The 14,756-nt window shown below is 60.8% G+C and carries 8 protein-coding genes; 2 read left to right on the top strand and 6 right to left on the bottom strand.

The genetic code is table 11. The features are described from left to right. Window positions 1-357: 357 nt before the first annotated feature. The 3 genes from H7C18_RS03055 to H7C18_RS03045 are packed head-to-tail and all read right to left on the bottom strand — an operon-like array spanning window position 358 to window position 3,911. On the bottom strand, window positions 358-1,992 hold the full coding sequence (locus H7C18_RS03055) for an extracellular solute-binding protein (RefSeq protein WP_185127534.1): 1,635 nt from the start codon (window positions 1,990-1,992) through the stop codon (window positions 358-360). Between the two features lie 54 nt (window positions 1,993-2,046). Next, complete coding sequence (locus H7C18_RS03050) at window positions 2,047-2,958, bottom strand: carbohydrate ABC transporter permease (RefSeq protein WP_185127533.1); 912 nt, start codon at window positions 2,956-2,958, stop codon at window positions 2,047-2,049. Window positions 2,959-2,981: 23 nt separating this feature from the next. Then, window positions 2,982-3,911, bottom strand: a complete 930-nt coding sequence (locus H7C18_RS03045; RefSeq protein ID WP_238357431.1) for an ABC transporter permease — start codon at window positions 3,909-3,911, stop codon at window positions 2,982-2,984. A 323-nt stretch (window positions 3,912-4,234) separates the two neighbouring features. Here H7C18_RS03045 and H7C18_RS03040 point away from each other — a divergent pair, with 323 nt between their 5' ends. Continuing rightward, complete coding sequence (locus H7C18_RS03040; RefSeq protein ID WP_185127532.1) at window positions 4,235-5,980, top strand: cache domain-containing sensor histidine kinase; 1,746 nt, start codon at window positions 4,235-4,237, stop codon at window positions 5,978-5,980. Continuing rightward, on the top strand, window positions 5,980-7,581 hold the full coding sequence (locus H7C18_RS03035; protein ID WP_185127531.1) for a response regulator transcription factor: 1,602 nt from the start codon (window positions 5,980-5,982) through the stop codon (window positions 7,579-7,581). The genes H7C18_RS03040 and H7C18_RS03035 overlap by 1 nt, the downstream gene beginning before the upstream one ends. 99 nt (window positions 7,582-7,680) lie before the next feature. Here H7C18_RS03035 and H7C18_RS03030 read toward each other — a convergent pair whose 3' ends face one another. The 3 genes from H7C18_RS03030 to H7C18_RS03020 form a co-directional block, all read right to left on the bottom strand. Next, window positions 7,681-8,697, bottom strand: coding sequence for a cell wall hydrolase (locus H7C18_RS03030; protein WP_185127530.1), 1,017 nt, complete (start codon window positions 8,695-8,697; stop codon window positions 7,681-7,683). Window positions 8,698-8,846: 149 nt separating this feature from the next. Further along, a complete protein-coding gene (locus H7C18_RS03025; protein ID WP_185127529.1) occupies window positions 8,847-9,740 on the bottom strand; it encodes an aldo/keto reductase in 894 nt (297 codons plus the stop codon). Window positions 9,741-10,268: 528 nt separating this feature from the next. After that, entirely contained in the window at window positions 10,269-14,750 is a 4,482-nt protein-coding gene (locus H7C18_RS03020) for an RCC1 domain-containing protein (RefSeq protein ID WP_185127528.1), read from the bottom strand. Window positions 14,751-14,756 lie beyond the last annotated feature (6 nt).

Here is a 14,756-nt window from a genome sequence, read left to right as displayed (position 1 = left end):
CATAGTCCCGTTTTGTTAACGCAGCGTTTTCGCCAAGTCGAGTTTTTTGTAAAATCGGCTTTCGGATAAAAAAATCCCCCGGGCTTTAACCGCCCGGAGGGAAAGTCGTCGTTGCCTTTCTAACGAAACCTCGCGCTCTTATTTGGCCAAAAAAGAAAATCTTTGCATTTTAACGAAGCCGAGCGATCTTATGGGCCCAGAAAGTCCGAATAACGGCGTTCGTCACCCCAAATAAGATCTTACAGGTTCGTTACATTTTGAAATCCCTTGTTTCTGCACGAATAGCGTCTCCAGGATTCGTTAGAGCAGCGCCCGCCCCTGAGGCCATCGACCCGATGGCGCTTTCCTTTTGGCAGATTACTTGATGTCCATGTACCGCGTATAGGCATCGTTGTAGATCTTGACCAGCTTCTCCAGCCCCATGTCGTTCAGCTTCTTCACGTAGGCGTCCCAGCCCTCGTCGACGCCGCCCTTGGTGACCCATTGGGCGCGGGTGCTGGCGATGTAGCTGTCGATGTCCGTCGTCAGGGTCGGCAGCTCCTGGTACTCCTCGGACGTATACATGACGTTCGGGAACGGCGTCGTGACGTAGTCCTTGCCGAGCTTGTCGATCTCCAGCTTCAGGCCGTCGCCGGTCGTCGGGTCCAGCTTGATGCTTTTCTCGAAATCGGGGCTTACGTATTTGGGACCGAAGTCCCGCAAGGAGTTATCCCAATACCAGGCGTCGGCGCTGGTTCCTTCCGGCGGGTCCATCAGCGTATACGCGCCCCCGGCATCCTTCTGGATGGCCGTTCCGATGGCGCCCCAGAAGTTCTGGATGCTTGCTTCGCCGGTATAGAACTGATCCGCCCAACGGGCCGCTACGTCGGGGTAATTGCAGGAGGCCGTGATCAGCATCTCGTTGCGCCGGTAGCTGAGGCCGTTCGGGTCGCCTTCCTGATACCGTTTTCCGTCCGGGCCGGCGATGGTCGGGATCGCCTCGTACTGGCTGCTCCATGGACCGAATACCGCGTCCGGCGTCCATTGATAGGTAAATCCGATCAGAGGAGCGTCCGGATTCTGGCGCTTCGCCGTCAGCATCGTGCCGTCCTGCGTGAACGATTCCGGGTCGATGAGGCCGTCCGCATAAAGCTGATGGGCCCATTCGATCGCTTTCTTATACTGGTCGGACGTCGGGAAGTATTCTGGCTTACCGTCGTTCACCAGCATATGATTGCCGCGAAGATCGGTAATGCCGAAGGGCGAGAGCAGCAGCATCTCGATGTCTCCCGAATTGCTGGTCGGAATCTCGTCCTGCTTCCCGTTGCCGTTCGGATCCTTCTCCTTGAACGCCTTGAGGACCTGGTACAATTCGTCCGTATTCGCGGGGGCCTTCAGTCCCAGCTTATCGAGCCAGGCCTTGTTGATGACCGGCTGGTTCTGGGTAACGGGACGCGACGGAAGCCGGGCCGGCAAGGAATACATCTTCCCGTCCGGGAACGTGCTGATCTTCTTCAGCTCCGGAGATTCCTCGATCGCCGCCTTCAGGTTCGGCATGTCCTTGTCGATATAGTCGTCCAGCGGCCGGAACAAGCTCAGATTGTTGACGATGTCCGAGTCGCTGAACGCCAGGTCGCCGATGATGACGTCCGGGAGCTTGCCGCTGGCGAGCATGACCGACTTCTGGTCGTTCCAATCGTTGGAGGAGACGACCTGCCAGTTGATCTTGACGTTCGAGTTCTTCTCCAGCTCCTGCAGCCACTGGTTCTTCGCGAAGCTGTCCCCCATGTTGCCCCAGCGGATCGTCAGCACGTTCAGCGTGACCGGCTTGTCGACGATGGGCAGCCCCTCCTGATGGAAGTTGCCGTCGGACTTGGCCTGCGACGACGCGGAGCTGCCGGCCGCGTTCTCGTTCTTGCCGCTGCAGCCCGCCAGGACGGAAGCGCCCAGCGCCGCTACCAGCGCCGCGGCGGCGAACCTTCTTTTCGCGGATTTCGATGAATGGATTCCCACGTTCCAATCCCCCTCGGTTGTTTTTACCTTACCATGCCGTTTCCGATGAAGCCATCATTCCTTGACCGCGCCGATCATCACCCCCTTGTTGAAATACTTCTGAACGAACGGGTACGCGCACATGATCGGAATCGTCGAGACGATAATGACGGAATAACGCAGCATATTGGCCAGCCGCAGCGCGATTTGCGCGGCTTCGCCGGTGCCCATGCTCGACTGCATCTGGTTGGTGATCAGGATGTCGCGCAGAATGAGCTGCAGCGGGAACAGATCCTTGTTCTGCAAGTAGATCAGCGCGTTGAAGTAAGAATTCCATTGGCCGACCGCGAACCACAGGGCCAGCACCGCGATGACGGCCTTGGACAGCGGCAGGACGATTCGGACGTAGAATCGCAGATTCCCGCAGCCGTCCAGCTGGGCGGCCTCCCACAGCTCGGCGGGAATGCTCGTCCGGAAGAACGTACGCGCCACGATGATATCGAACACCGCGACCGAGAACGGCAGCACCATGACCAGGAACGTGTCGTACAGATGGAAATCGCGGACCGTCAGGAACGTCGGAATGAGGCCGCCGTTGAAAAACATCGTGAAGATAAAAAACAGCGTAATCGCTTTGCGGCCGACCAGATCTCTTCTCGAGAGCGCATATGCCGCCGAGACGTTGACCGCCAGACCGATGAGGGTGCCGGTTACCGTATAGAGGATCGTGTTCCTGTAGCCGACCCAGATGTTGGCGTGCTTCAGCAGCTCCTTGTAGCCGTCGAGGGTGAATCCCCGCGGATACAGCCACACCTGTCCGTTGCCGACGGCGGACGGATCGCTGAACGACGCGATGGCGATAAAATAGAGCGGGTACACGGTCGCGACGAGCACGATCGCGGCACCCGCATACAGCAGCGCTTCCAGCAGCGCGTCGGAGGATCGCCCTTTCTTCGGCCGGGGCGGCGCCGGGGTGGTCGCTTCCATGTAGCGTTGCTCCTCCTCTCCCGTTACCATAGACTGTGCTCGGAATATTTTCGGGCGATCCGATTGACCAGGACGAGCAGGACGAAGTTGATCATCGTATTGAACAGGTTGATCGCCGCCGAGAAGCTGTACTGGGCGCTCATCAGCCCGATCTTGTACACGTAGGTGGAGATGACCTCGCTTCCCGAGAGGTTCAGGTTGTTCTGCATGAGGTAGGCCTTCTCGAATCCGACGCCGAGCAGTCCGCCGACTCTCAGAATAAGCAGCGTGATGGCCGTCGGCAGCAGCATCGGAATGTCGATGAACCGGATTTTCTGCCACCGGCTCGCTCCGTCCACCGTCGCCGCTTCGTACAGGCTCGGATCGACCGCGGACAGCGCCGCCAGGTAGATGATGCTGTCCCAGCCCGTATGCTGCCAGACGTCGGACCAGACGTACACGCTGCTGAACAGGGCGGACGATCCCATCAGGTTGGGCGCCTTCGCCCCGAACAAGCCGTACAGCTGGCCGATCAACCCGTTCCCCGGGGACAGCAGGATGAGCAGCAGGCCGACGACGACGACGGTCGAGATGAAGTGCGGCATGTAGGTCAGCGTCTGGAACGCCCGCTTGAACCGGTTCGCGCGCAGTTGATTGACGAGCAGCGCGAAGACGATCGGAATCGGGAACGTGGCGAAGCTGTACAAGCTGATCAGGAGCGTGTTCCGGATCGTGATGGAGAATTGATAGGAATGGAAGAACTTCTCGAAATACTTGAGTCCCGCCCAAGGACTGCCCGTAATGCCCAAAGCCGGGCTGAAATCCTTAAATGCGATCATGACGCCGTACATCGGCCTGTAAGTGAAGATTAGCAGCAGAATGACGGCCGGAAGCAGCAGCAAGTACAGCCCCCAGTTCCTCCCGACCCTTCCGAACGCGCGCTGCCAATTGCCGCTTGCCGCACGATGATTCAAAGCCCGTATCCCCCTTCTGCCGGTCTCTTAAGTCCGCCGCGCCGTGCGATAGCCGCGGAACGATTCTTAGTATAAGTCCGCCGCCGGGCGACGGGCGGACCTTCTGGGGCACGATCCGGACCTCCGGGGGCGAACCGCCGGCGGCCATGCATCCGGCAGCGGATCGGCCAAGGGCGAAATCCGGACTTTCCCTGACGCTATCCGGACCTTAAGCGGCGTTCCTATGCCGGGCGTCTTGTTTTTTCGCAGGGTGGCTTTATAATATTTCAAACAAAAGAAATCGCATTCATAGAACCGGATCCGAAAGCGAGGCCGCGAAGCGCATGGCACAACGGGCGGAAGGCAAACTGTATCCGATCCAGCACTACGTGAAAATCATGCTCGTCATCTCTTTCTCCGTGCTGGTGCTCGACTTTATCATCAGCTTCGCTTCCATCTCGATCGTCAAGCAGCAGTCCGCCCGGTATTTGCGGGACACCGCCAGCCTGTACCTCGACCGGATCAACAGCAACTTCGCGTATATCAACCACTTCATGGGCTGGACGCTGGCCAACGACGAGAACCTGAAGACGATGAACAAGCTGGGCTCTCTCGACGGCAAGTTCATCAAGGCGAAAAACGACTTGTACAAGCGCTTCGCCGAACTGCAGAAGGGCTATGGGGAGGAGTACGATTTCTTCCTTTATTTAAGCGGCCAGGACTTTCTCGTCAATTGCGCGCCCATGAACCTGACCTATGCCGAATACGGGGCGCTGCAGGATCAGATCCGGGCGTTCGTCAAAGACAAGAACCTTTACGAGAAATACTCCTCCCGATGGTCGACGCTCAGCCTGGGCGGGACGCATTACATCTTCAACATCATCCCTTACAACGGCACCTTCCTGATCTGCCTCGTCTCCGCCGACGATCTGATCCGGCCGCTGCGGCAGATCGATCTGGGCAAGAACGGCTATATCTCCTTGATCGACGAGGAAGGCAAAAGCGTGGCCAGCCCCGTGCTGAACAACGGCAAGGCGCTGACGAACGGCACGGAGTCTATGGCTCTGCAGAACCTCGTTCGTTCCCGGACGACGGTCAAAGGCGAGTTCTCGAACGCTTCCTTCTACGTGCGGCTCGTCATTCAATTCGGCGCTTTCGAGAAGATCATGATCGCCCAGCTGCTGATCGTCCTGCTGGCCGCGATCGTCGCCTGCAGCCTCGGGTTCATGATGCTCTACATCAAGAATAAAGTGCTGAAGCCGATCAAGAGCTTCTCGTACAACCTGGCGTTCTGGACCGGCGACGGCGAGCTGAAGGACATCGGGGACAGCAAGCTTGCGGAGCTGGAGAAAGCCAACACGCAGTTTCTGAACCTCGTAAAACAGGTTCGGGAATTCAAGATCGACATCTACGAACGCGAATTGGAGAAGCGGAGCATTCAGCTGGATTATATGAAGCTTCAGATCAAGCCGCATTTTTTCCTGAACTGCCTGACGACCATCTACAGCATGGCCCAGATGCAGATGCACGAGGAGATCCAGCGGATGGCGCTGTCCACTTCGGAGTATTTCCGTTATATTTTCAAGCACGGCCAGGACTTCGTCCGGCTGGAGGACGAGATCGGCCACGTCCGGGTCTATCTCGAGATCCAGAAGAACCGTTACCGGGACTCCTTCGCGTACCGGATCGAGCAGTCCGACCGGTCGCGCGGCACGCTCGTTCCGCCTCTGGTGCTGCAGACGTTCGTGGAAAACGCGATGAAATACGGGGTGTCGAGGGAAAACGAATCGCAAATCTCGCTGGCGGCGGACCGGCGGACGGAGGCAGGCGAGGAGTGGACCGTCATCCGCATCGCCGATACCGGTCCCGGCTTCGCGGCGGACATTCTGGAGAAGCTGGCCGGCGGGCAGCCGCTGGACCAGACCGACGGCAGCCGCATCGGCATTATGAACACCGTCCAGCGTCTCGGTTATCTTTACCGCCAGAAGGCGAAAGTCCGTTTTTACAACGGGGAGGCGGGCGGCGCCTGCATCGAGCTGCTGCTTCCGAATCCGCCCGGGGAACTGCCTGAGAGAGGAGAGAGCGCCTGATGAACGCGCTGGTTGTCGACGACGACTTCTACGTCGTCACCGCACTGGAGAAGAAGATCGATTGGGAATCGCTCCGGATCGAGACGGTCTATACGGCCCATAACGTCGCCCAGGCGCGGGAAATTCTGCGAAACCATCCCGTGCACATCCTGATCTCCGACATCGAGATGCCGCAGGGCAGCGGCCTGGAGCTTCTGGCCTGGATCCGCGAGGAGCGCTATGACGTCCAGGCGATCCTGCTGACCAACTATGCGGACTTCAATTACGCGCAGAAAGCGATCGAGCTGCAGAGCTTCGAATATTTTCTCAAGCCGATCGAGTTCGACAAGCTGATGCTCATTATCCAGAAGGCGGTCGCCCGGGCGAACGAGCAGATGAACCGCGAGCAGGCCGTTCAGGAAGGCTACTATTGGAAAAGAAGCCGGGCGAAGCGCTTGGAGCACTTCTGGCGCGGATTGATCGGGAGCTGCGCTTCCTCGCCGCCCAAGCCGGCCGCCGTCGCCCGTTCCGCCGAAGAGGAGCAGCTCTCTTACCGGCTGGACGATCAGTTCCAGACGCTTCTTCTGAACGTCTTCCCGCGAGACGGCAGCATGGGCAAGGAAGAGAAAAGCCTGTTCGACTTCGCGTTCCTGAACGTGTTCGGGGAGCTGTTCCGGCACCCCGGCTTCTCCGTCGAGACGGTGCTGGAGCACAAGGACGACAACCGGATCGCCGTCCTTCGGTGGAACGGCCCGCCCGACGACGGCCGGCCCCTGACGGCACTATGCGCTTCCTTCATCGAGAAGGCGAACCGGTTCCTGAAATGCGACGTCATCTGCAATATCGCGCCGCCCGAACGTCTGGAATCGATCGGCCGAGGCGTGAAGCGGCTGCTCGATCTGGACGAAGATTGGGTGCGATGCCGCAACCGCACGTTTCGAACCGAGCAATTCCGCCTCGAGGCTCCTGCCGGCTATGCTCCGCCGGATCTGTCGAGGCTGGAGGAGCTGTTGAACGGGAACCGCCCCGCCGCTTTCCTCGAAGAGACGATCCGCTTCCTGCGGGACCGTTCCGGGGACGGAGCGCTGAACAAGACCGTCCTCGGCCTGTTCCGGCTCGATATCGTGCAGCTGGTGTACTCTTTCCTCAAGTCGAAAGGAATCCAGGCCCACCGGCTGTACACCGGCAGGACGAACGACACGCTGCTGGCCCGTTCCTTGGACTCGGTCGAAGATATGGAGCAATACTTGAGCTGCCTGGCGAACACCGCCATGGAATACCAGGTGTTCGCCGAACGGCCTCAATCCGTGGTCGAGCAGATCAAGCGGCATATCCACGCCCATTGCGGGGACCCTCTCACCCGCAACAGCCTGGCCGAGATCGTCTACCTTCATCCGGACTACCTGGCCAGGCTGTTCAAGAAGGAGACCGGCGTCTCCATCGGCAATTATGTCATTCAGGCCCGGATCGAAGCGGCGAAGCGGCTGCTCGCGACGACCCGCCTGTCCGTCTACGCCGTCGCGAGCAAAGTCGGGTACGCCAATTACTCCTACTTCTCCAAGCTGTTCAAGCACGATGTCGGCCTCAGCCCCAACGAATACAAGCGGCAGGCCGGAACTTAGACCTGCGGCCCGCCCCTGGCCCCGGCCAAGCGAAAAGCGCCCGCGCATCGGCCCGGCGATGAATTCTCCGGACCTTGCGCGGGCGCTCTGCTGACGCTTCTATTTCGCGAATACATGATGGCCGATCTGCTTGACTTTCGTCAGCGACTTCAACTTGCCGGGCTCCCGCTGCGGGTTGAAGAAGTATACCGCTCCGGGCACGTTGTTCTCTCCGGACAGCGCGGCTTTGGCCGCCTTGATGCTGTCCTCGGACGCCTTGGTCTTCGCCAGCGTCCCGTTCGTCGCCGGAGGGAACTGGCCGGGGGCGTAAATGACGCCTTTGACCGTGTCGGAATAACGGCCCGTCTTGACGCGGTTCAGAACCACGTTGGCCACGGCGAGCTTGCCCTCGTAGGGCTCGTAGCCCGACTCCACCTGCACCAGCTTCGCCAGCAGCGCCAGGTCTTCCGCATCGATCTCCGGCTCGGCTTCCGACGCCTTCACTTCCCGGGCGACGGCAACCTTGGCCTGAACCTCCGCCTGGGCCTTCGCTGCGGCCTGAACGTTTGGATCGAGAAATTCGGGCACGACCAGCTTCAGTTGCTGACCGATTTGCAAATTAATATCCGGCAGCCCGTTGCGGAGCATCAGCTCCCGCGGCGTCGTCTCTTGATCTTCCGCGAGGCTCCACAGCGTGTCGCCTTCCGCGACGACGTATTCCGGCTGCGGCTGAATCACCGCAGCCTTCCGCTCTTCGTTCCAGGTTACGTTCGCGTTCATGGCTTCCGCGAGCAGGCGCAGCGGGAAGTACATGTCGCCGTCCTTAAGCTTGGCAGCGCTTTCCGTGCCGTATGTGCTTCCGTTGAATTCAAGCGATGATGTGCCCTCTTGGAACGAGAGCGTGTCGTCCATCCCGTTGCTCACGGTAACGAGTCCGGATTCCGGCTCGTAGGCAAGCTGCCAGCCCATCCGGTCCGCCAGCTCCTTGACCGGAGCGAACGTCTCTCCGTTCACCGTCCACAGATGCTCGCTCACTTCTACCGCGTTGCCGTTCTCTATCGGTAAAGCTTGTTGTTCGCTTGCCAGCGCCGTGCCCGTGCCGACCGCAAGGAAGAGCCCCAAGGCCGCCGCCGCCATTCGTATCAGGCTTCTGATCGTCGTCATCTCCTTTGACCGGAAAAAACAACCAACTAATCTGCTGGTTATTATACATTCTCAGCCAAGGAGTCATCTTAATTCTGAGTGATTTTTCATCGAAGCCCAGGGGGACCGGCGGCTTGGGACTTTCAGCCCCTCCCGGTCCAATCCGGCTCGGCCGTCTCCTGCCAGATCCGGCGAATCTCCGCGTACTGCTCTTGAGTCAGCGGTCCCCGCTCCAGCAGGCGGGCGTTCTCCGGCCAGCGGGACGGATTCCGGGTTCCGACGATCGCCGCGGATACGCCGGGGATGGACAGCGTGAACCGAAGCGCGGTGCCGACCGCCTCCTGCAAATCCGCGCGCAGGAAATCGTAGCCGAGCTTGCGCAGCCGTTCCCAATAAGGCGCGACGTAGTCGCTCGCCGGCCGCTCTTCCGTCTTCCACGCCGCGTTGGCGATCGGGCGCTTGACCACAACGCCGATTCCGCGCTTCTGCGCTTCCGGAAGCGTCAGCTCGATCGCTTCCTGGTCGGCGATGCTGACCGACGTCTCCAGCGAGTCGAACGCGCCGCATTGAATGGCGTACAGGGCCGCCTTGCTGTCGCCGCTGTAGCCGATGAACCGGGTTTTCCCCTTCTCCTTCGCCCGCCGCAGCACGTCGATCACGTCGCCCTTCCGCAGCAGCTCCTCCGAACACGTATGAAGATGGATGACGTCCACGTAGTCGGTCTGCAGACGCTTCAGGCTGCGGTCGATGCTCGCTTCCAGCATGGCCGGATCCCAATCCGTTCCGTCGAGGCCCGACGTGTGCCCGCACTTGGTGAACAGATAATAGTCCCCGCGCCGACGGGAGACGGTCTTTCCGATCAATTCCTCGCTCGAGCCGTAGCACTCGGCCGTGTCGATCACGTTGAGACCCGCATCGAGCGCGCCGCCGAGCAGCTTGTCCACGTCTTGAACCGTCGCCCCGGACCCGATCTCCGCGCCCCCGAAGCCGAGTACGCTCACTTCCATGCCGGTGTTGCCGTAAAGCCGTTTTTCCATGTCGATCCCTCTCTTTCCGGAAAAATTCCCCTTTAGTATAAACATCCCGCCAGAGGAAAAAAAGTACTGAAAAAGAGGTTAGCTACTGTAGTCCGTTGGCGTCCCGACGCTCCTGCCGCCTAACGATCTAAAATATCGTATCCGGCCGAAGCATCCCCTCCGCATGGCGATCTTTTTCAAGGAATGATTGTCCCATAAGGTCTATCAGGTTCGGGCTACCGCAGGATAACTCAGCCCATCGCAAATTTGCCTCTCTCCATTCCTTGCTCCGCACTTCCGGAGACATTGAAGGGATGGATCGGATTCTACAGTTAGAACGAGAAAGGGAGTTTTTACAGTACGGTATTGCCGAAAGCCCCGCTAAAAAACGGGGCTTAATGTTTGAGTTACAATAGCCGATCTCAACCCAATGCCATAAGAACGAATCATCGCACGATCCATGAAATCACCGCCGCCCTGCCGGCGCTGAAAGCACACGAGCATTTGCCAAAACGTACGGGCCCCGCATTTCCGCTCGAAACCTTAAGCTTACGGATTGATAAATTGCATCGCCTGCAGCATCCGCTTCAACAGGACGGCGCTTTGCGCGCGGGACACATACTCTTGGGGGCCGAACTTCGTTGCGGTCAAACCGCGGATGATGGAAGCTCCGGTCAGCCGACCGACCGCGTTGTCCGCCCATGGCGCGATGTCCGATTCGTCGGCGAACGTTCCCGTAGCGGCCCCGTTCGCGTCCGGCGCATATCCGGCGTACGCCATCGCCCTGACGATCATGACCGCCATCTGTTCGCGGGTAATGGGAGCTTCCGGGCGGAACGTTCCGTCTTCGAAACCGCCGATGAGCTGACGCTGATGAGCGGCCCGGACGGCTCCCGCATACCATGCACCCGGCGCCACGTCCCGGAAAGGCGTCGGATCGTTTGGTACATCGTCCAGGCCGAGCGCGCGCACGAGCAGGACGGCAAATTCGGCGCGGCTAATGTTAGCGTCCGGCACATATCGGTCTTGCGTTCTGCCTGCGACAAGCAGCTTGTTCGCCATCAGGACGATATCCTTTTGTGCCCAATGCCCGTTCAAATCCGCAAACGAATGCTCCGATCGGATAACCGAATAAGCGCCGGCGTAAGGCGAACGAATCGTCACCAGGGGGGAGCCGTCGTTCGAGAAGACAGCCGGCGCGAACCGCATCCGCCCGTTCTCGTCAATGCGTACGGCCGTCGCTTGATCCGGATCGGCCGGTTCGGGCAGAACGGCCGTCAGGATCGCGTACGTTCGGCCCCAATCGATGCTGCTGCCGTCGTTGGCCTGGAGCGAATAAACGACCGGATGAGGGAGCTGCGGCTCCCCGCCGGCACGCGCGATCGCTCCGTTCCCGGCGTCGCCGGCGGAACCCGCAGCTGCCGCGATCCCGAAGGTCACGGTCGCCTCCTTCGGAACGCTTTGCAGGACGTTAAGCGGAAGGCGCAGGCCGTTTCCGTTGACGCTCCATTCCAACAGGGCGTCGGGACGAACGTCCAGCGCGTGCAGCAGCGGAGCGGCCGGAACGTCCATCTTGACCGAGTCTCCGATGTTTTGCGCTTCGATCCGAATGCTGTCCGGCATGGCTTCCAACGCTTCGGACAGCTGCCCCGCCGTCGGGAAAATCCGGGTTGTGCTTTGCCCGCCGGACATCTCGTACGATGCGGCCACCCACTTGACCGCGCCGTTGATTTTGACGCTCACCTGGTGGAAGACCGCAGACCCGTTGTCCGGGGGTTCGTTCGTTCCCGAGTTCCCCGAATTTCCGGGTCCGTTGGATCCATCGGAACCGTTGGAGCCATTGGAGCCATTGGAGCCATCGGAACCATTGGAGCCATTAGAGCCATCGGAGCCGTCGTCGGATCCGTCGGAACTATCAGGAGCGGTGACCGTCACCGTGCGCGTCGCTTCCGCGGCGGCGTTGCCGGACGGATCTTCCACATGGTACCGCAGCGTATACTCGCCCGCTTGGCTTGTATCTACCGTTCCGGACACGACAATGAGAGGGGAGACATCCCCGTAATAGGCATCGGTCGCTTGCGCTCCGGGATCGGCAAACCCTGCGCCAAGCGGCACGCTCATCACGGGATCGCCGAGCAGCGTGAGAACGGGAGGCTGCGTATCCTTCACATAGACCGTGCGCGTCACGGTCGCGGCCGCATTGCCTGCGGCATCGGAAACGTCATAGGTCAGCGTATACGTGCCGATTGTCGACGTATCCACCGTTCCGGTCGCCGCGATCGAAGCGGAAAGGTCGCCGTCCTGCACATCCTGCGCCGTTGCGCCTGGATCGGTAAAGACGCTGTCTGCTTCCACCGTCATGGGATTCGGTCCGTTCAAATAAATCGCCGGCGCGTCCCCGTCGTACACGTACACATCGCGGATGACCGAAGCGTTATTCCCGGCGCGGTCCGCGACCGCATATTGAATCGGGTAATGGCCGAGGCGCGTCGTGTCGACGGCGCCCGAGATCGTGATGGACGAGGCCGGAATCGCGCCGTCGATCGCATCGGTCGCCACCGCCCCCGGTTCCGCATACGTCCCGCCTTGCGGGATATTCATCGGATTGCTGCCGTTCAGCGCAAGCTCCGGCGCCGTGTTGTCCAGCACGAACGCATTCGATACCGCGTCGGCGACATTCCCGGCCAGATCCTGCGCGCGGATATGCAAGTACCACTCGCCGTCTCCGCTTGTCTGCCGCAGCGTGTCGCCGTCGGCGAAAGCGGTCCAGCCGTCTGCGGGAACGGCCGCGCTTTGCGTCCACGCGTATTGCAGCGAGGCCGCATCGACGCCGCTTTCCGTATCCGTCACGGTCACAGTGCTTGCCGCCGTGTGCGAAGGCGCCGCATTGCCGTTCGTGGCGAAATGAACGTCGGGAGGCGCAGCGTCTCTATGCACGGTGATCGTGTATGTCCGAGCCGGCTTCAAATACGGTTCCACCCGAATCGGGATGACCGTCGTCGCTCCCGGGAGGTTGACCGTAGCGGTAGCCCCGCTGGCTACCAGCTTGTTGTTGATATACAGCTGGGCGTTCGCCGTATCCGCCAGCGTTGCCTTGATATGCACGCTCGATACCGACAGGTCGTCGAGGGTATAAGCGGTGACCGAAGGGGAGAACGCGGCGTCCAGCCCGCCCTCCTGCACCGTCAGGCTGCTCAGGCGGTCATTGCCCGGCACGTCCGCTTGACCGTAATAATCGATATCTTCCGGGCTGGCTCCCCAGACGACGACGGTGCCGTCCGTCTTCAGCGCCAGCGAAATCGTGCCTCCCGCCCAGATCGCCGCCACGTTGGAGAGTCCGGCCGGCATGTCCGATTGACCTTCTCCCCAGGCGACGACGGTGCCGTCCGCTTTCAGCGCCAGCGAACTCAACCCGCCCGCCGAGATCGCCACCACGTCGGAGAGATCGGCCGGCACGTACGCTTGGCCGGAAAGAGCGCTTCCCCCCCAGGCGACCACCGTGCCGTCCGCTTTCAGCGCCATCGAATGCGACCCGCCCGCCGCGATCGCCACCACGGTCCCCGGCACCTTAAGATCGGCCGGCACGTCCGTTTGACCATTGCTATCACTTCCCCAGGCTTCGACGGTGCCGTCCGCCTTCAGCGCCATCGAATGAAAGCCTCCCGCCGAGATCGCCGCCACTGCCCCCGGCACCTTAAGATCGGCAGGCACATCCGATTGTTGATAAAGATCGTCTCCCCAAGCGATGACGGTGCCGTTCGCCGTCAGCGCCAGCGAATGTTCCGTTCCCCCCGAGACGGCCTTCACGCCGGCGAGCCCGGGCACGTCCGTTTGACCGTAACGGTCATCTCCCCAGGCGACGACAGTGCCGTTCGCTTTCAGGGCCAGCGAATGATACGATCCCGCGGCGATCGCCGCCACTCCGGTCAGCCCGGCCGGCACGGTCACTTCACCAAGTCTCGGGTCGTCGCCTCCCCAGACATCTCCCGCGCTGCCTCCCCAGGCGACGACCGTACCGTCCGACTTCAGCGCCAGCGCATGAATCGATCCCGCCGCGACACCGATCGCTTTGACCGGTTGGGCAAGATCGGCCGGCACGTCTGTTTGGCCATAACTATCATCCCCCCAGGCGACGACGGTGCCGTCGGCTTTGAGCGCCAGCGAATGAGTCTCTCCCGCCGCGATCGCCACGACCCCGGCAAGTCCGCCCGGCACGGTCGATTCGCCAAAATTATTGCTTCCCCAGGCGGAGACGGTGCCATCGGCTTTGAGCGCCAGCGAATGAGTCAACTTCGCCGCGATCGCCACGACCCCGGTCAGTCCGCCCGGCACGGTCGATTGGCCGCCGCCATTACTTCCCCAGGCAGCGACGGTGCCGTCGGCTTTGAGCGCCAGCGAATGAAGCTCTCCCGCCGCGATCGCCGCGACTCCGGTCAGTCCGCCGCCCGGCATGTTCAATTGACCATTGGAATTACTTCCCCAGACAACGACGGAGCCGTCCGCCTTCAGCGCCAGCGAATGCGACCCTCCCGCCGCGATCGCCACGACCCCCGTCAGTCCGGCCGGCACGTCCGTTTGACCCTGACTATTTCTTCCCCAGGCGACGACGGTGCCGTTCGCTTTCAGCGCCAGCGCATGAGCCCCTCCCGCCGCGATCGCCGCAACCCCGGTCAGTCCGGCCGGCACGTCCGTTGTACCGTTATGATCGTCACCCCAGCCGACGACGGTGCCGTCCGCTTTCAGCGCCAGCGAATAATTCCCCGCCGCCGCGATATCGATCACTTTCCCCGGCCCGGCAAGCTCGGCCGGCACGTCCGTTTGACCGGCGCTATTACTTCCCCAAGCCACCACGGTTCCGGTCGACTTCAGCGCCAGCGAATGATAGGCTCCCGCGGCGATTTTCACGATTCGGCTTCCCGTTCCCGTCTCCGCCGCATTCGCCTTCCCGGAACCGTAAGGAACCGCCGCAGTCAGCAGCAACACGAAAGACAGAACAAGAAGAATGACTCTTCGCCCTTGCATCCATGACATGATAGA

The organism is Cohnella zeiphila (assembly GCF_014212055.1).
In the GTDB taxonomy this organism is placed as follows: Bacteria; Bacillota; Bacilli; order Paenibacillales; family Paenibacillaceae; genus Cohnella; species Cohnella zeiphila.
Note: the sequence above shows the minus strand (reverse complement) of the source record. Positions and strands in the feature narration are given on the sequence as shown.

Excerpts from the sequence above, each read along its gene's own strand:
- H7C18_RS03035 (WP_185127531.1), top strand. The coding sequence starts at position 5,980 with ATGAACGCGCTGGTTGTCGACGACGACTTCTACGTCGTCACCGCACTG.
- H7C18_RS03020 (WP_185127528.1), bottom strand. The coding sequence starts at position 14,750 with ATGTCATGGATGCAAGGGCGAAGAGTCATTCTTCTTGTTCTGTCTTTC.
- H7C18_RS03030 (WP_185127530.1), bottom strand. The coding sequence starts at position 8,697 with ATGGCGGCGGCGGCCTTGGGGCTCTTCCTTGCGGTCGGCACGGGCACG.
- H7C18_RS03025 (WP_185127529.1), bottom strand. The coding sequence starts at position 9,740 with ATGGAAAAACGGCTTTACGGCAACACCGGCATGGAAGTGAGCGTACTC.
- H7C18_RS03040 (WP_185127532.1), top strand. The coding sequence starts at position 4,235 with ATGGCACAACGGGCGGAAGGCAAACTGTATCCGATCCAGCACTACGTG.
- H7C18_RS03050 (WP_185127533.1), bottom strand. The coding sequence starts at position 2,958 with ATGGAAGCGACCACCCCGGCGCCGCCCCGGCCGAAGAAAGGGCGATCC.